Origin of the sequence: Parabacteroides sp. AF17-3 (assembly GCF_003635445.1) — a bacterium.
GTDB classification, from domain to species: Bacteria; Bacteroidota; Bacteroidia; order Bacteroidales; family Tannerellaceae; genus Parabacteroides; species Parabacteroides goldsteinii.
This window is the reverse complement of record NZ_QTMM01000009.1, coordinates 110,743-128,935: the sequence shown is the minus strand read 5'-3', so window position 1 is coordinate 128,935 and position 18,193 is coordinate 110,743. Positions and strand designations below refer to the sequence as shown.

Below are 18,193 nucleotides of genomic sequence, written 5' to 3'. Positions count from 1 at the left end.
CCTGTAACATGTTCCTTATACAAATAGGAACACTCCAGGCCAAATGGTAACAAATGACATACTATTAATTGGTATAATCCAATTCTGCAGCCTTCGCTTCTTCCAGATTGTCAAACGGAGTTACATTATACTCATATCCAGCATATCCCTTGTTTTGATTGATGCGACCTTCTCTGTTCGCATCAATGGTACCTTGAGGGATCGGGAAGAATATATGATACGGAGCAATAGTATACTTTACTCCGGAACGAGTTTTTATACCCGAATTATAGAAATTATTGTATTTACAAATCCTTTGCCACCAATAACTATCATCAGACAATTTTTCTTCCGTATAAGTCTTTCCGAATTCATCAGTCTGTCCTGTCAATGCGAAAATATAAGAAACACGACTTAATTCAACATGACGCCATTCTTCCAGATATAATTCTCTTGCTCTTTCGTCCATTATAACTCCCATATTCATTTCTCCCGGAGTAAACAGTATTGAACATTGGGATCTTTTACGAATCGTATTGACATCTTCTGCAGCTTTAGCTACATCCCCTTTCCACATATACGCTTCAGCTCTCAAAAGATACGTTTCGGCCAAACGAAACATATACCAATCTCCTTCTCCTCCTTCATAGTTATTGCTATTCTCATAATTAGGATCTTCTACCCAAGTTTTATAATGAGGCCAGTTAAACCAGTTTCGTATCGTATCGGAACATAACAATTCTCCATTATCCCCATACAAACGAATATTTTTCCCTGCATACTCATTTCCCTCCGAGAATAATTTAGGATGATTATATTTGAAATTTTCCATTACCATCCAATTTCCATGTTTCACGCTATGGCGCAAATCTGTCGAATCATTTACCCACAACGTATATTGGTTATAATTCGTTGGACGCATGCGAGCAACTCCACGCCCATAAGTTTTTTTATAATTGAAATAAGTTGTAGTAATATCCATGCCTTGTTTACCATTCGGAGTCATGATTCCAATAGCTCCAGCAGCAGGCCAAAAAGGAACTGCATTACGCATTGTTTTAAGACGAATACTACTTTCCGCTGATTCATTACGACTAATCATACAAAAGATTGCTTCTTTATTCGCCGATGTCATTTTATTTTCAGGTCTGTGTAAATCCCAGATTACATTGCGTGTAACAGGATGAACATCCGGCATCGGATTGATAAAGGTTCCGAAATTTTCAGTCATTAACGCATATCCTGAGTTATTGATTAAAATATTAGCCTCTTCAATTGCTTTATCAAACTGTCCTGTTGCCAAATAACATTTAATCAATAAATGGCGACAAGTTCCTTTATCAATCATACCTCCATAATCAGCAACTTCCGGCACATTTTGAACAGCATATTCCAAATCTTTTGTGATCATATCCAGAATAACGGAACGCTTTGTCGATTTATAATCGAATTTTGTACCCTGTACTTCTCTCGTAAACAACGGTATATCCTTATATTGAAAGACTGTATTAAAATATCTGTAGGCACGGTGAAAATAAGCTCTTCCCAACATTTCATCATGTAACTTAGGATCCAGTCCCTCTACATAGTCAATATTCGTAATGATGGAATTTGCATATTTAATACCAGCATAAGCTTGACTCCAAAAGTAAGTATACCTTATCGTTGAAGCATTATCAGTAGCAGTAGGTTGCATCAGTGTAACAAGATCAATCCCTACTCCAGGTATTGAAGGCTGGTCTGTTGTTCCATTCACCGCCATCTCTGAAAAAAGATTTTCAGAAACAAAAGGAGCTCCGTCCGCATCTTGCCAATGAAAATACATATTGCGTAAATGCTTGTCACAAGTAGCTAAAGCAGACTCTAGTCCTTCCTTTGTTCTAAAAGTCTTGGATGGCTCATAAAAAGAGAGAGGGTCCGGTTTCAAAAAATCCTCAGAACATCCAGAAATCATCAATGCTGATGACAAAACTGCAGCCATCATAATATATTTAATATGCTTTTTATTTTTCATGTTTTATTGTTTTTATAACGTTAAACTTAAACCGAAATTAAATGAAACAGGAACCAGACTTCCGTATTCCGGATCATTATACTGCCATTCCTTAGTCCAGCAAGCCACATTACGAACACTTCCCGATACACGCAGTCCTCCTAAATGGTATTTCGATAAAAACTTTTTAGGTACATTGTACTCCAGTGCAATACTTTCCAAACGTATAAATGACTTATCTATAATACGTTGACCACCACTAGCCACATTCGAACCACCTAAGCGGGCATAATCATTCGTAGGATTCTCCGGAGTCCAATATTTTAGCTTATACACATTTTGTCGCTCTGCTTCATATCCACTATTAATAAACTCTTCAGAACCTTTCTGTCCCCACTTAGAATAAATATTTACAGAGACATTAAAATTCTTCCAAAATGTAAAGTCATTTCTAAACGACCAACGGAAACGGGGGGAAGTAGATCCTAAAAATACTTTATCATCATTGGAATATCTTCTGTTTTCGACATCATATATATCTTTGAATTTAGGGTCTCCCGGAACCTGTTTATATTTAGCAGCCTCCTCTTCTTCACCTAACTGCCAGATTCCTTCATATTGATAATTCCATATTTCATTAATATCATGACCGATAAACCATTTATTCTTTTCATCATCCACTTCTTTTCTTCCAATTACATTACCATTTTCATCCAATACATCTTCATAAGTATAATATAAATGCACGATCTTATTCCTGTTCAGGGAAACATTCAGGCTGGAATTCCATTCAAAATTCCTATTCTGAATATTCAATGTATTTAGTGTCAATTCAAAACCTTTATTCTGAACTTCACCCAAATTTGTGGTAATGCTTGAAAAACCGGTAATATCAGACAAGCTCTGACTCATAACCAAATCTGTAGTTGGCATATGGTAATATTCAATACTACCTATGATACGATCATTCAGGAAGCCAAAATCAAGTCCAAAGTTCCAGGAAGTAGTTCTTTCCCAACGCAGGTTCGGATTCGCCATACGACTGACATACAACATTGAAATTTCCTGCAAAGATCCATTTGAACCTATATAACCATAAGGCCCTGATCCGGTCGTCAAGTTAGAGAGGGCATCATATATTCCGACACCACGATTACCGTTGGATCCCCAAGAAGCTCTTAACTTACCACGGCTCATCGGTTCCCAGGTAAAAAAGTCCTCTTCCGTAAATGCCCAGGCCAAAGCAGCCGACATGAAAGTTGCTCTCGGATTCGATGTTCCAAACGCAGAATATCCATCACGACGAACCGATAACGTTGTCATATATTTATCATCATACGAATAGAATAGACGAGCTAACAAGGCATCCCCCGTACTGTGAGTATCTTCTGTTAAAAAAGAACTTTTTAATTTGTCGGCACCTCCTACATAATGTAGCCCCAATGCATCTGTCGGAATAAAATCACGTGCATTAATTTTATCTGTCCATTTTCTATGTTCCTCGGCTTCCTGAGCCAATGTTACATTCACTTTATGCTTTTTAGCAAATGTATAATCCCAGTTAATCGTATTATTAACCAACCACTCAAATCGCTGTGTTTGTTCTCTGTCTACAGCACCATTATGTTTCGTTTTCCATTCCGGATGCTGTGAAGACTCGTGATAACGATTATGATACCATTGGAAACGCGGAGTAAAATTAAGCGTATAGCTAATATTAAAAGGTAATTTAATCTTTGCCGTCAAAATAGTATTCAGTGTAGTATAACCACGTTCCAAATCTTTATACTGTCTATCAAAACGATAGTTATACCCCATATTTAAAGGATTTTCACCCATAGGATGCCATGCCAAACTACCGTCTTCTTCATAAGGCGTAGAATATGGAGAGTTCTTTTTTAATACATCTTCCGGCTTTACAGCTAAATTTCCATCTGTGCGATCCTGAAAATTCACATTTGCTCCTAAAGTCAAGAAATTGGCAACGGTGGCATCTACCTTTAGATTCGAACGAATACTCTTATAATCATCCCCAATAATTTGTCCTTTTGAATCCAAGTATCCCAATGAGAAATAATAATTCACCTTTTCGCCACGACCGGAAATACTCGCATTATAGTCCTGCTTGATTCCTGTTCGATATGCTTCATCGTACCAATCATACGTTTTACCGGCAAAATAGTTTTCTTTTTCTTTATCGAACAAGCCTAAACGACTCAGCCAGATTTCATCATCTGTCCCCTGTTCTACTGACATTGCTCTCCACTCATCAATCGTTAAACCATATTTCTTCAGATTTGCAGCAGTCGGTTGTCTATATTTACCCGGATTAACAAAACCAGTCTGGCTGTCAAACCAATCTGAACGAAAGTCCAGATATTCATTGGCATCGTACACTTTGCGTTGTCTTCCCATAGTGACAACTCCCCAGTTAGCGTCAAAACGTACAGTCGGTTTTTCTGATTTTCCTTTTTTAGTCGTTATAATAATAACACCATTAGCCGACTTGGCACCAAACACTGCAGCAGAAGATGCATCCTTCAGTACATCTAACTGATCAATATCCTGAGGATTGATTTCTGATAATTCACCAAAAAATATAACATTATCCACTACAATCAAAGGATCATTATTTCCCGATAATGAACGCTGGCCTCTGACCTGCAATGATCCGCCACCTTTGGCAGAAGAACTAACGCCGACATTCAAACCCGGTACTCCTGTCCGTAAAATATCTTGTACCGTAGTAATACCTTCTTTAAGCAACTTATCAGGACGTACTTGGGCTACGGCACCTGTAAGATCTCTTTTACGCATCGTACCATAACCGACTACTACAACCTCATCTAAAGCCTGTGTATCCTCCTGCATAGTAATATTAAGAACTGTTTTTCCCTTCACATTAACACTCTGACTCAAATAGCCAATAAATGAGAACTGAAGAGTCGCGCCATCACCGACTTCCAATGAATAGTTTCCATCTACATCTGTAATAATACCATTAGATGTTCCTATCTCTACAACATTAGCTCCGATTATCGGTTCTCCTTTAGCGTCAATTACAACTCCTGTTACCTTTTTCTTATTTTGTTTTATCTCCTGAATGCCTTTGGATAAGGTGATATAATTATTTTCAAATACATAATTAATATTAGCATTCCTGCACACTTCTTCCAAAAGTTCCGTCACTTTAGCTGAGGTCTTTTTAAAAAAGATCAGCTTATCCACATCTACATCCTGATTTCGGAAAACAACTAAATAGTCAGTCTGTAACTCAATCTCTTTTATCAACTGCTTGATAGAAATATTATTTTGTTTGATTTTAACAATTGTGTTTTGCGCATCCATATCTGTTGCCATCAACTGACATACACAGACAAATAAAAGTAATAGCGATATTCTCATAATCCTAAAAAAATCTTTAACGCTGTTATTATGCACAGCAAAATACTGTAACAAAGTTTTTCTTTTCATACATTTGTTCAATGTTTAAAGTGAATACTAAAAAATTTTACGTCTTGTGTTTACTTTACATCGGCGGCAGTTGTTGGTAGCTTCTGCCGCTTTTGTTTTTACTTGTGTTATTTCCTCATAAGCATTTCGTTTTTAGTTTAACATTCTATTTACTTAAGGTTATTATATTCCGGTCTTTATCTTTTTCTACTTTAAATTTCCGTATTTGCTGCAATACCCGAAATACATCATCCAGACTATCACGCTGCCTGAACTTACCTGTATAAGTATCATTAAACAAGGAAGCATCTTTTACTATAATCCTAACGTCGTAATATAACTCCATTTTCTTCAGAATATCGATCAGAGGCTCGTTTTCAAAGGCATAAATACCCTCACGCCACAAAAAACGCTCTTCGAGGCTTATCTGTGATACAATCATTTTTCCCTCTGAAACAGTAACTTGTTGATCCGGCTTCAAAATAATCCCTTCTTTCTCCTTATCAGGAAAAAATACTTTGACAGTACCTTCCAACAAACTAGTCTGTATATATCCGGCATCCGGATAGCAGTAAACGTTAAACTGCGTACCCAGTACTTTCATATCGATATCCTGTGTTGAGACAATAAACGGTTTTGAAGGATTTTTCGCCACATTAAAGAAAGCCTCTCCTTCAACAGTCACTCGTCTTTCTTTCCCAACAAACTGGGCCGGATAAACCAACCTCGACTTTGCATTCAACCAAACCTCCGTTCCATCCTGTAAAACAAGTTGTGCACGTTGCCCGGCTGGTGTATATAAAGTATTCATTGTATTGGATAATAAATTCTGTTGCAAACTATTCTGCATATATAAATATGTCAATATACTTGATGATACGACTAATACTGCAACAACTGCCGCATAACTTAATCGCCGTACCCACAGTTTTAAGCTAACTCCACGTTGTTTCGCGGAAATAAACTGATCAAATTTATCTTTGCCGACCTCCCTGTTTTCCATCTGATGCCCCAGATTCAATAAAGCGTACATATTCTGATATTCCGCAAATTGCCTCTTCAGTTCCTCATTTGCTTCAACATCATGCAGCAGGGATAAACGTTCCTCCGGGGAAAGCTCCTCATAAAAGTATTTTTCTATTCGTTTGTCCATATTTTCCGTTTAATAATTAATAAACGGATGAAGGGATGAAAACCCCCAAAGGAGATATCCAATTTTTTAGTTATTCAGAAAAAATAAAAGAAGAGGCAAGTAGTCTTTCAGTTCAGACTTTAGTTTCTTATAAGCAATATTCATTTGGTTTTCAACAGTTTTAAGAGATATATTCATTTCTACGGCAATATCTTTCTGTTTCTTCCCTTCTATTTTACTTTTAATAAAAATCTCTCGGCATTTTTCCGGTAAAGAATTTATCACTTCCGATATTATCTTTTCAATATCCTGTTCCGACAAAAGTGATTGGTCAAATAATTCCAATGACGCCAGTTTTACTTTTAAAGTAATCTGATACTCTTCTTGCATTTGGCTTACAGCCTCTCTTACAACGATATCATGGCGTAAATGGTCGATGCACCTGTTTTTTATCGATGTAAAAAGGAAAGCAACTAAATTTATGTTATAGGTAAGAAGCTCCTTTTTCTCCCAAAGTTCTGTAAAAACATCCTGTACTATGTTTTCCGCATCTTCTTCAGACAGGACATATTCCTGAGCAAAACATTTCATTCTGGAGAAATATGATACATATATTTCTTCAAAATCATACGGTATATTCCTCTTTTCTGTTAACATCTCTCTCTCAGATAAATAAAATCCCGGAAAACAAAAGTAACTGTTTTCCGGGATTATCCAACGATTCAAAATATTTATTCTTCTATCCAGCTTAGTTGCTTCCAGACTTCGGGACCATCATTTTTCTGGGGGACTCCCGGAGTACTACGGCCTTCCCTGACGTATTTTATCATCAGCTCCTTCAACTCTTTCACGATCTCAGGATGTTCTGCATATACATTTTTTGTTTCTGCCGGATCATCCTTCATATTATACAACTGAACCAACGGCAATGTTTTAATTACATCATCATCCGTACCCGGTCTCGGAAAACTCCAACCGCCGGAGCCGGGAGACAACAAGAGTTTCCATTCTCCCTTACGGATCGTGAAATCACCATTGATCGAATGATGAACCGTAGCCTCACGGATAACATTACTTTCTTTCTCATTCAACAACAAAGGCAGGATATTGTAGCTGTCCTCACCTTCAGAATCTTTCAACTGATAATCGGCAACAGCGGCAAACGTTGCAAAGAAATCAGTCAGACAGACCGTCTGGCTTACCGTATGAGGTTTAACCTGTGCCGGCCATCTTACCACACAAGGGATACGGTGACCGCCGTCAAATAAGTCGGCTTTATGCCCGCGATAAATATAACTCGGATAATGCCCCTTTTCCTGTAGTTCATCAAACTTGGCCTGCGGACTGCAACCATTGTCGGTACTGAATACCAATATTGTATTATCATCAACACCGGCATCTTTCAATGCTTTCATTACCTTACCTACCATATCATCCACCATCAGTACAAAATCGCCGTAAGGATTCAGACCGGATTTACCCTGGTACTCCTTGATCGGCAAGATCGGAGTATGAGGAGCCGGTAACGGGAGATACAGATAGAAAGGCTTGTCTTCCTTTGATTTATCATGGATATAATCCACCGCCCTGTTGATAAAATTGGGTAACGTCTGTTCATGATCAAAATCGGAAGCCGTCGGTCCCTTACGCCAATACTTCATACCGTCATTCACAGTCACCCGGTCAGGCAAAGCAGTCGGCATATCATTTTCCACATAAACATAAGGAGCCATATCCAGGGAAGCAATGATCCCATAGAAATAATCGAAACCTCTTGTCGTAGGCCCGTTGGAGATAGGTTTGCTAAAATCCACACTATCCGGCCCTGCTTCTATATTATTCCAATCCCATCCGAGGTGCCATTTACCGATACAGGCAGTCTGATACCCCTGATCCTTCAGCACAGAAGCGATCGTTCTGCGGTCCGGAGCGATCAAAGCCTTATTGTATCCCATCAATACACCGGATTTGAGATCGGAACGCCAGTTATACCGTCCGGTCAACACACTATAACGCGAAGGTGTGCTGACGGATGAACTGGAATGTGCATCTGTAAAAATAACTCCTTCATTGGCAATCCGGTCGATATTAGTCGTTTTTATCTTGGAGTTTTCATTCAATGCAGAAACATCTCCATATCCCATATCATCCGCAAAGATGAACACGATATTCGGCTTCTTTGCTTCCTGTGGCTGTTGTTGGGCACAACTGCTAAAGACTGCCAGGCTGCCTAAAGAAAGAAGCAGCCCGCGATTTTTGATTAACTTATTCATATCTCTGTTTTATTTGTAATTCGGGTTCTGAACCAAAACGCCATTGTTCTTGTCAATCTCACTTTGCGGTATCGGCCACAAATAAAAACGATCTTCAAATACAGATTTATACAATGGCAATGTCGGCTCGTCAAAGTTATTCATAATTTCTCCAATAATACGCCATCGTTTCAGATCAAAATAGCGATGCCCTTCGAATGCTAATTCTATCCGCCTTTCATGACGTATCTTTTCGCGCATCTGTGTCTGATTCAAACCTGTCGGTAACGGCGGCATATCAACACCTTTACGGGCACGGATACTGTTAATCGCATCATACGCTTTCTGAGTCGGGCCATTCACTTCATTCTCTGCCTCCGCTATAGCCAGCAATATTTCGGCATATCTGAAATGTACCCAGTCCTGATCACTACGCGTATTATACCCGATCGGATACTGCGTCTTGTCGCGGGTTACAAATTTCTTCAGTCCGTAACCGGTCGGCAAAACGCCCGTAACAGGCTGTTCGACATCTCCCATAACCAATTGCTGATAAAAAGTAGACATATCCAAACGGGGATCTCGGTTTTCGATCGGGTTTTCCGGATTATATAACGGATTTTCCGTAGAAAAAGAAGTACCGTCCTTAAACTCAAATTCACTCACCAGGTTCGTCAAAGGAGCACAACGTAACCATGCGCCAAACCATAGATCACTCGTATGCCAATTATTGGGAGCCAGATATTTCGTCGAGAAAATGATCTCCGTATTCGTTTCCTGCCCTGCACCCTGAAAAATACTTTCAAAATCATTACTTAACGAATAGCCTTTTATTTGCTCAGCTACAGTCAGTATATTCCCCATTTTTTCAATATCAGCTTTTCCGTTGTCATTATATGCGTCATATAACATAATTCTGACCTTTAAAGCAAGAGCCGCACCTTTTGTCACTCTTCCGGGTAATTCCAAATAGGTATTGTCCGGCAACAGTCCAATGGCATCATCCAGATCCGAATAAATCTGTTCTAAGATTTTTGCAGCTTCAACTTTCGGCTGATATTGTGTTTCAAGATCGAGGGGTTCAAGGATCAAAGGAACATCTCCATAACATCTATACAAGAATGAATAATAAAATGCTCTGAGGAAAAGTACCTGTCCTTTATAAAAATCTCTCTCTGTTTCCGATAAGTCGGTATTTTCGTACCGGTCCAATTGATAAAGAAATAAATTCATACGGGTAATCCCGACATATGAACCTTTATATACATCTTGAATTATACCTACAGTTGACGGGTCTATATTCCCTTGGAATACATCAAAAGTGATTCCTTCTCCCACACTATGACAATTATCAACAAAGCTATCCCATTGAGGAGTACCGAATGAAAAATAACCATGGCTAAATTTCGTCATTGTCCCGTAACAGGCGGTCAGAGCCATATCCAAATCGCTTTTTTGTTTCCAGAATGTATTCTCCGAAGGTTTGGACGGCGGATTCTTTTCCAGAAAATCATCACATCCGCTCATGATAACAACCAATGCCAGCAGCAAATAATATTTAGCTTTCTTCATAACCATATCGAATTAAAATTGGACGTTAATACCAAATGAACAAATCTTATTTTGCGGATAAGCGACAAAACGACCGTCTTCTTCTCTTTCCGGATCCAATTCCGGATAATTGGTAATTGTCGCCAGATTATCACCGGAGAAGAATATACGTATCCTTTCAACCAACATTTTCCTTGTCAACTCTACAGGAATAGTATAGCCTATTGTCAGATTCTTGAGACGCAAATAAGAAGCATCTTTCAAAAAGTAAGAATTCTTTCTTGTATTCTTGCTACCGCCGAAATCATCAAAATACATTCTCGGATACTTTGCGTTATCCGGATTATCTTCTGTCCAGCGATATTTTACATAATCAATTGTCGGAGCACTACCCTGACGGAATGGCTGTAATCCCCAATCCGTAACATAATGTTTCTTTCCTTCAACACCTTGCAGCAGAAGAGAAACGTCAAATCCCTTCCAACTGGCAGACAAATTAAATGCATACTCAAATTTAGGGAATCGTCCGTCAATCACTACACGGTCATTATTATCTATCACACCGTCATTATTGGCATCACGATATTTCAGGTCGCCCGGCAATGTATTATCATTAAACTGTTTGGGTGAATTTTTCACATCATCCTCATCCCTAAAAATACCGATACAATCCAGCATATAATAAGAATTGTAAGGCAAACCTTCCTGACGCAAATAATGTCCGGATATTTCATCAGCACCAAACTTTGTCACCTTGTTCCTGTTACGGTCAAAATAGAAACCTACATTATAATTTAATCCCTTGAAAAGACCGCCTTTAATATTATTTACATACTGCGTATTAATTTCAAAGCCTTTATTCTCCATCTCACCGTTATTTATAACAGGTGCATCCAATCCTAAAGCCCCTGTAACCTGGGCATCCCGGAGAATGTTTTTTGTTTTCTTTTTATACCAATCAAGCGTAACATTAAGACCATTGAATACTGTTGCCTCCAAACCTATATCAGTAACGGTAGTAGTCTCCCATGTTATATTCCGGTTTGCATACTTGGTTTGTGCATAACCGGTCGACAAAGAAGAATTATCAAATGTATAATTTCCCTCATTTTCCATGACTGCCTGATAAGGGTATATACCAATATTCTGATTACCTAACTGTCCCCAGGAAGCCCTAATCTTCATACTATTCAACCATGACCAATGCAAATTCTGCATAAACTGTTCTTCTGTCATTCTCCAACCGGCAGAGAAAGAAGGGAATATACCCCATCTGTCGTCGGGATTAATGCGGGAAGAACCATCATAACGGAAGTTGGCCTCAAACAAATAACGTTCCTTATAGTTATAATTGAAACGTCCGAAAATACCCATTAACGACCATTGCTCAAGATTTCCTTCTGCCTCCTGTAATTCTTTCGAACCGGCATCAATTTCTGTCAACGGGAACGGAAAATCTTTTCTATACCCCTTCAGCCAATCATAATCATTTGTTTCCTGAGAATAACCCAATTGCAGACCGAAATTATGATTCTGGTCTTTTGTTGACACATCATACTTCAGATATGAATACAGATAAGTATAGAATGTATGATAATCATTCGAATTCAGACCTTTTGCACCCACATCCAGTTCATTCATATATTCACCGGAGTGATAATTATAAAGTTTTACCAACGGACGCCATTCTTTCTCTCTTTCTGCGATCATGCGAACCGCTCCCTTTGTATGCCAGGACAACCCTTTAACAATATCTATTGTCAACCAGGCCTGTGCATTCACATCATAACTCGTATTTTTACGTAATGCATCATTACCGACCAAAGCAATCACATTCTTGTTATTACTTTCCCACGGATAAGCCTTGTACACCCATGAACCGTCGGAACGTTGAGGTGCATAGGTGGGTGCCTGTGCAAAAATAGAAGTAAAGCTGCCGTCTGTGCCTCCCTCATAAGGACGTTTTCTGTCCCCTCTCATAAACCCCACATACGAACCGAATTTCATCCATTTGGTTATCTGGCTTTGCAGATCTGCCGTAAAATTATACTTCTTATATCCGTGTCCGTCCATTGTTCCGTTTTCATCGGCATAATACATAGAGACATTGTATGACATCTTATCCGATCCGCCGGAAACAGCTACATTGTGATTATGTGAGAACGTACTGTGGATATGTTCGCCCAACCAATCATAATTAGGATATTCCGGATCACCCGGTTTAGCATTTTTATACTGGTCAATAATGTCCTGGGGATACAAACCCGAAGAAATACCGGAATTCGCTTTAGCCTCATTCCATAAATTCATATAATCCACGGAATTGGTAACGACATTCAGCATACGTGTCGGAGAATAAATAGCAAAGTTTCCGGAATAACTGATCGATGTCTTTTTATTTATACCTGTTTTCGTTGTCACCAATACTACACCATTAGCCGCACGCGCACCATATACAGCAGCAGAAGCGGCATCTTTCAATACCGATATACTTTCAATCGCATTCGGATCGAGATTTGACAGATCTCCCGGAACACCGTTGATCAGCACCAGCGGATCGGAGCCGGCATCGGAATACGTGCCTTGTCCGCGAACCCGTAAACTCACTTTATTATTACCCGACTGTCCGGAACCGTTTACGACACGCAAACCCGGAACTTGCCCCTGTAACATGGAAGTTGCATTGGTAACAGGACGTTTAGTCATCTCTTCCCCTTTCACTACAGAAACAGCACCGGTAAGATTTACCTTTTTCTGAACACCATAACCTACGACAACCACTTCCTCCAGTTTTTGTGTGTCTTCCATCAATCTCACATTTATCATCTTCTGGTTATTCACGGCTATTTCTTTGGATATATATCCGATATAGGAAAATAAAAGGACCGAATTTCCTTTTACGCTTAATGAATAATTGCCGTCGATGTCGGAGATACAACCATTTGTTGTTCCTCTTTCCATCACATTCGCACCGATAATCGGTTCGCCATGTTCATCTGTGATTGTCCCGGTTACCACCAGATTCTCCTTTTCCTGCTTTTTATTCTCGGCAGAAATAACAATATGATTATTTTTAATTACATAAGAGCAATTTGTTCCCTGTAAAATCTGATTTAATGTTTCATCCAGATTTTTATTACCAGTTCCAAGCTCTATCTTCTTATGAATATTCAAAACCGATTCATCATAGTCAACCGACATGTCTGTCTGTTTCTCGATCTCGGCAAACGCTTTTTTGATTGTCAGACTATTTTCGGAAAACGTTATGGTCTGAGACCATATAACCGTAAATTGCGAAAAAAGGAAAAGAAAAAGTATTATTGCTACCCGGAACAAACTATTCAGTTTATTCCATTGTGTTTTCAGGTTTATTTCCATACCTTTGTAAAATTAGATTTTAAAGTTGAATACTATATTATTTACCACCTGTTTCAGGCGATTTATTAATTGGTGTTCACCACGATTTCAAATCCGGGGAGTTCTGATTGGCGTCGTCTTCCCGGGTTCTTTTTTTCATAATGTATCCTCCGTCTTTTAGTTTATATATATCACATTATCTTTAATCCTGTAATTTAATCCGTTCACCATTTCTTTCAGAATATCCAGTACCTGGTTCAAGCCTTCATCCGGCCGGAATTTCATTGTGAAACTACGTCCTGCAAACTTGCCGGTCTCATAGTTAATCGTCACATCGAAACGCCTTTCTATCGTCTTCACGATATAATCGAACGAAGCCCCCTGGAAGGTGAGATATCCGTGTTTCCACTGCATGATTTTGCCGGCATCGACAACCTCTTTGGAAACGGTCCGCAATAAACTGTTATATACGACCTGCTCATCCGGGTGGAGAATGATCGGCTTATCTGCTGTGAGGTCGGTACTTACCCGGACCTTCCCTTCCTCCAACGTCGCAACGGTCAATTCCGAATCCGAATAAGCCTCTACATTAAATATCGTCCCCAGTGCCTCCACATCCATATGGCTTGTCTTAACAATGAAAGGTTTTTCCGGATCTTTAGCCACATTGAAGCTCGCTTCCCCATTCAGGTAAATAGCTCGTTTGCTACCTTCAAACTTTGCGGCATATACCAATAGCGATCCTGAATTCAGCCATACCACAGAACCGTCCGATAAAGTAATTTGCTTTCTCTCGCCGTTCGGCACAAAACATTCCGTCCATTCCGGCTCTATAACCTTCGGCTCGCCCTGCATCACAAACCAGGCACTGGCGGCACCGATCAGAGGTAACAGCAATATGGCGGCAATCCAGAGAACCTGTTGATATATAGATCGCTTAACAACCGGACGGCCAACTGCTTCCATACGATAACGTAACCTGTCCAGTTCCTGTACAGTCCGACCGTCTGCTTCTGCCGGAACCTGTTCCCAAAGTTCCCGCATTGCCTCTTCCTTTTCCTGCTGATGGGTTCCGCCGACAAACCACTTCCGGAAAGACATCTGGATTGCATCCGGAAGATCATTTCCGAAGAATTTAGTGATTAATGTATGTATCGTTTTATTCGCCATTTTATCCCCTGTTTATATTGAAGACGGGACAAGGAGCAGGCACACACAGTCCAAAAGAGATTTTTTTCAAAAAAGTAATAAAAAAGCTCCGCGCACGACTTCACGAAGGTCCGCCAACGCCTGAGTCACATGGTTTTCAACAGTCCGTTTATTAATTTGCAACTTCTGTGAAATTTCTTCATTCGATAACCCTTCTTTCCGGCTCATCTTAAAAATACGCCGGCGTTGCTCCGGCATTTGTTCGATGGCAATATCGATCAGTATCGATAATTCTTTTGCATAGATATCCTCTTCTATCAGGTCGGTATAAGCAGAGCATGAAGATTGTAGTTTCTGTTCGTAAGACTCTTTTACAAGGCTGTGTTCATAATAATCGTAGACCATATTACGAGCCATACGAAACAAATAAGCTTTCAGGGAACTGACCTTAGAAATGCTTTCCCGGTTTGTCCAGACCTTGAAGAAAATATCCTGAGCCATATCGCACGCCTCTTCCTCATCCTTAATGAAACCTTTGAGAAAGTTCTTTACCCGCGGATGATACTGCATAAACAGGGCATCGAAGGACTTATGATCCCCCTGCCCCAATTTTTCCAGATATTCAGATTCCCGATCGACCTCCATCATATCGCAAATATAGATATTATTTAAGAACAGATAATATCTTACAATATAAAACGTAAATTTACCGGACACAGCATCATTCTTTCGACAAAACTCAAATTATTGATATTCTTATTCCTATCTTTAGCCAATCAAATAACAACATTTATAAATCTAACACCGGAAAAAATGGATCAATACATAAAAACAGTCATCAGTGTAGGCGGCAGTGCGATCATGCTGGTTATGATCGTATGTGTAATATGGTATGTTGTAAAAGATACCTGGAAAGATATTAACAACAGCTCAAAAGACTAACAGACTCCTGTCATGAAAATGAAAAGAAACAGACCCTTTCCGTCTTTTACTGAAAACAGTAGACAATAACAACCATAACGAAACCGCCCAGGCACTCCCTAAAGCGACGATAAACAAAGCCGGATCTGCCACCTGAGTATATAAGCAATACACTCCGCCAACAAAAAACAGTGTAATAAATAATGCGGCCACAATAGTAGCCAGTAGTGTTTTCATAGATACTTTTTTCATATTCCTTCCCCCTTCTTAGAGCGCAAATATAGAAAAAATCATGAAAACTCATCCAACTTTCCACCACAGTATTTACAGTATTTTGCTTCTTCCTCGTGTCCCGTGCGGAAACAATGGGGGCATCTCAATTCGCTCCGCCGCCGGTGTTCCTTGATCATCGTGGCAGAAACGATACCCGTAGGCACAGCAATGATCGTATAACCGATCAGCATCACACAAGCCGAGATAAAACGGCCGACAGGAGTCACAGGGGTTATATCTCCATACCCCACGGTCGTCATGGTTACAATCGCCCAGTAAATACAGTTGGGAATATTATTGAATTGAGTATCGGGTTGCGTACCTTCCACCATAAACATGATCGTACCGATCGAAGTCACCAGGATCAGTACAAAAAAGAAGAAAACAAAAATCTTCCGGCTACTCAACCGCAGGGATACCAACAGTAAATTCCCCTCCTCCAGAAAGTTAAACAGCTTGAACACACGAAAAACGCGGATCAGGCGGAATGTCCGGATAATAAGTAAATAACGTGCACTGGTAAAAAGGAATCCCAGATACAACGGCAAGGTTGCCAGCAAATCGACAATACCGAAAAAGCTGAAAATATATTTCTTCGGCTTCGGCGAACAATAAATACGCACCAGATATTCGAAAGTAAAAAAAGCAGTAAACACATACTCCAGTATCTGAAGCGCCAGCCTGAAATGGTCGGAAAAAGTGACCACACTCTCCAGGATGACCACCAGAACACTCATAATGATAAAACCGATCAGAAAGACATCGAATAACTTCCCTTTCGGCGTATCCGATTCAAAAATGATCACATACAATTTCTCCTTCAACTCTTTATTGTGAAGAAAGGTATTTATCTTATTTGTAAGAGCCTTCCAAAGACCTGTTTTCTTCTCTTCCATAATAACCCCGTGTTTGAATACAAAAATAAAAAATATTACTTACATTAGCCCAATGAATAAAATCAAGTACTGCCATGAATAAATACTTTTTCATATCACTTCTCTGTATGTTACTACTCTCTTGTAACAAACAAAACAGCAAAACGGAACAGAAAATTTTGCAGGTAGAACTCTCTCCCAAAGACCTGGTAGCCTCCACCCTGTTCAAAAAGATAGAAGTGATCCCTTTGGAAACAAACGAACAATGCCTGCTCAAAACGATCGGACGAGTAATCGAAGCTGATAACAAATATTATATTCTCGATGATGACAGGGAGATGGGGATACTTTTTTGTTTTGATAAACAAGGCAAATTTCTATCTAAAATAGATAAGACCGGTAACGGTCCGGGTGAATATAATATGATCTATGAAGTCATTGTCAATCCGGAAGAGAACCTTATTCATATGTTAAGTCCAATGGGAGCCATATATATTTATACAACAGACGGACAATTCATAAAAAGGCACCTGCTACCAGGAGGCGGAGGGCAAACGGATATGATAGAAATCGACAAAGGGCTGATTGCTTACTGGACTCTGACAACAGCGGGCGATCCGACAGAAAACTTAATCACATTCTATGATACAAACACAGAGGAAATAGCCGGCGGTTTCTGGAAAACGACAGATGACAATTTTATGACCAACATGTGCATCGATGTTTTTTACAAATATAACAATGAAAATTACTTTTCCACTCAATATTCCAATAAGGTATACCGGTTCACGAAAGAGGCCGTAGAATTAGCATATAAATGGGACTTCGGTTCCGGCAATATCAACCTTGACCCCTTTAAGGAAAGAATAAAAGAAGATCCCAATGTATTTCCTCAACTGGTAGATTCACACGAAGTTCCCTACTTTTTCTTCCGACAGTTTCAAAACAAAGACTATTATTACACAGTCCTGAATACCTGGAATATAGATAAATGGTGTAATGTTTTCTATCGCAAAAAAGATGGGAAATCGTTTGTATTCGACACGCTGGAAGGAGGCGCAAAGGTCAAGAAAACAAGTCTTTTCACCGATGAATATATGATCTGCATCGTATCACCGGAGGAGATCGGGACATTGCATAATATTCTTCCGCCGGAAGAGTTCAGTAAAGTAAAAAATTTACAGGAAGACGATAATCTCTGTCTGGTAAAATACTATTTCAAATAATGTTCTATTCGTAAAACCAGCAGTAATCCGAC

General features: G+C 39.4%; 13 protein-coding genes. 2 read left to right on the top strand and 11 right to left on the bottom strand.

All coding sequences use genetic code 11. The features are described from left to right. Positions 1–64: 64 nt before the first annotated feature. The 9 genes from DWW91_RS13580 to DWW91_RS13540 all read right to left on the bottom strand — a co-directional run bounded on the left by DWW91_RS13580 (position 65) and on the right by DWW91_RS13540 (position 15,514). Positions 65–1,993, bottom strand: a complete 1,929-nt coding sequence (locus DWW91_RS13580) for a RagB/SusD family nutrient uptake outer membrane protein (RefSeq protein WP_046145552.1) — start codon at positions 1,991–1,993, stop codon at positions 65–67. A gap of 12 nt (positions 1,994–2,005) precedes the next feature. Further along, positions 2,006–5,377, bottom strand: coding sequence for a TonB-dependent receptor (locus DWW91_RS13575; protein WP_233584486.1), 3,372 nt, complete (start codon positions 5,375–5,377; stop codon positions 2,006–2,008). 214 nt (positions 5,378–5,591) lie between these two features. Then, entirely contained in the window at positions 5,592–6,578 is a 987-nt protein-coding gene (locus DWW91_RS13570) for a FecR family protein (RefSeq protein ID WP_046145554.1), read from the bottom strand. Positions 6,579–6,644: 66 nt separating this feature from the next. Continuing rightward, positions 6,645–7,214, bottom strand: coding sequence for an RNA polymerase sigma-70 factor (locus tag DWW91_RS13565; RefSeq protein WP_046146432.1), 570 nt, complete (start codon positions 7,212–7,214; stop codon positions 6,645–6,647). Between the two features lie 74 nt (positions 7,215–7,288). Then, on the bottom strand, positions 7,289–8,830 hold the full coding sequence (locus DWW91_RS13560; RefSeq protein WP_122328032.1) for a sulfatase-like hydrolase/transferase: 1,542 nt from the start codon (positions 8,828–8,830) through the stop codon (positions 7,289–7,291). Positions 8,831–8,839: 9 nt separating this feature from the next. Further along, complete coding sequence (locus DWW91_RS13555; protein WP_122328087.1) at positions 8,840–10,381, bottom strand: RagB/SusD family nutrient uptake outer membrane protein; 1,542 nt, start codon at positions 10,379–10,381, stop codon at positions 8,840–8,842. Between the two features lie 12 nt (positions 10,382–10,393). After that, entirely contained in the window at positions 10,394–13,738 is a 3,345-nt protein-coding gene (locus DWW91_RS13550; protein ID WP_122328031.1) for a TonB-dependent receptor, read from the bottom strand. 156 nt (positions 13,739–13,894) lie between these two features. Continuing rightward, positions 13,895–14,887 carry a FecR family protein gene (locus DWW91_RS13545; RefSeq protein WP_122328030.1) on the bottom strand — a complete coding sequence of 331 codons (993 nt, stop codon included), beginning with the start codon at positions 14,885–14,887 and terminating at the stop codon, positions 13,895–13,897. A 66-nt stretch (positions 14,888–14,953) separates the two neighbouring features. Continuing rightward, on the bottom strand, positions 14,954–15,514 hold the full coding sequence (locus DWW91_RS13540; RefSeq protein WP_122328086.1) for an RNA polymerase sigma-70 factor: 561 nt from the start codon (positions 15,512–15,514) through the stop codon (positions 14,954–14,956). 165 nt (positions 15,515–15,679) lie between these two features. Here DWW91_RS13540 and DWW91_RS28320 point away from each other — a divergent pair, with 165 nt between their 5' ends. Then, complete coding sequence (locus DWW91_RS28320) at positions 15,680–15,808, top strand: hypothetical protein (protein WP_010801548.1); 129 nt, start codon at positions 15,680–15,682, stop codon at positions 15,806–15,808. Here DWW91_RS28320 and DWW91_RS13535 read toward each other — a convergent pair. Next, a complete protein-coding gene (locus DWW91_RS13535; RefSeq protein WP_233584485.1) occupies positions 15,797–16,039 on the bottom strand; it encodes a hypothetical protein in 243 nt (80 codons plus the stop codon). The genes DWW91_RS28320 and DWW91_RS13535 overlap by 12 nt on opposite strands. A gap of 38 nt (positions 16,040–16,077) precedes the next feature. Further along, entirely contained in the window at positions 16,078–16,956 is an 879-nt protein-coding gene (locus DWW91_RS13530) for an ion transporter (RefSeq protein ID WP_007655588.1), read from the bottom strand. A 74-nt stretch (positions 16,957–17,030) separates the two neighbouring features. Between DWW91_RS13530 and DWW91_RS13525 the strand changes: the two genes are divergently transcribed. Further along, a complete protein-coding gene (locus DWW91_RS13525; protein WP_122328029.1) occupies positions 17,031–18,161 on the top strand; it encodes a 6-bladed beta-propeller in 1,131 nt (376 codons plus the stop codon). Positions 18,162–18,193: the final 32 nt, after the last annotated feature.

Coding starts and splice junctions, on each gene's coding strand:
- DWW91_RS13580 (WP_046145552.1), bottom strand. CDS start 1,993: ATGAAAAATAAAAAGCATATTAAATATATTATGATGGCTGCAGTTTTG.
- DWW91_RS13575 (WP_233584486.1), bottom strand. CDS start 5,377: ATGAGAATATCGCTATTACTTTTATTTGTCTGTGTATGTCAGTTGATG.
- DWW91_RS13570 (WP_046145554.1), bottom strand. CDS start 6,578: ATGGACAAACGAATAGAAAAATACTTTTATGAGGAGCTTTCCCCGGAG.
- DWW91_RS13565 (WP_046146432.1), bottom strand. CDS start 7,214: ATGTTAACAGAAAAGAGGAATATACCGTATGATTTTGAAGAAATATAT.
- DWW91_RS13560 (WP_122328032.1), bottom strand. CDS start 8,830: ATGAATAAGTTAATCAAAAATCGCGGGCTGCTTCTTTCTTTAGGCAGC.
- DWW91_RS13555 (WP_122328087.1), bottom strand. CDS start 10,381: ATGAAGAAAGCTAAATATTATTTGCTGCTGGCATTGGTTGTTATCATG.
- DWW91_RS13550 (WP_122328031.1), bottom strand. CDS start 13,738: ATGGAAATAAACCTGAAAACACAATGGAATAAACTGAATAGTTTGTTC.
- DWW91_RS13545 (WP_122328030.1), bottom strand. CDS start 14,887: ATGGCGAATAAAACGATACATACATTAATCACTAAATTCTTCGGAAAT.
- DWW91_RS13540 (WP_122328086.1), bottom strand. CDS start 15,514: ATGATGGAGGTCGATCGGGAATCTGAATATCTGGAAAAATTGGGGCAG.
- DWW91_RS28320 (WP_010801548.1), top strand. CDS start 15,680: ATGGATCAATACATAAAAACAGTCATCAGTGTAGGCGGCAGTGCGATC.
- DWW91_RS13535 (WP_233584485.1), bottom strand. CDS start 16,039: ATGAAAAAAGTATCTATGAAAACACTACTGGCTACTATTGTGGCCGCA.
- DWW91_RS13530 (WP_007655588.1), bottom strand. CDS start 16,956: ATGGAAGAGAAGAAAACAGGTCTTTGGAAGGCTCTTACAAATAAGATA.
- DWW91_RS13525 (WP_122328029.1), top strand. CDS start 17,031: ATGAATAAATACTTTTTCATATCACTTCTCTGTATGTTACTACTCTCT.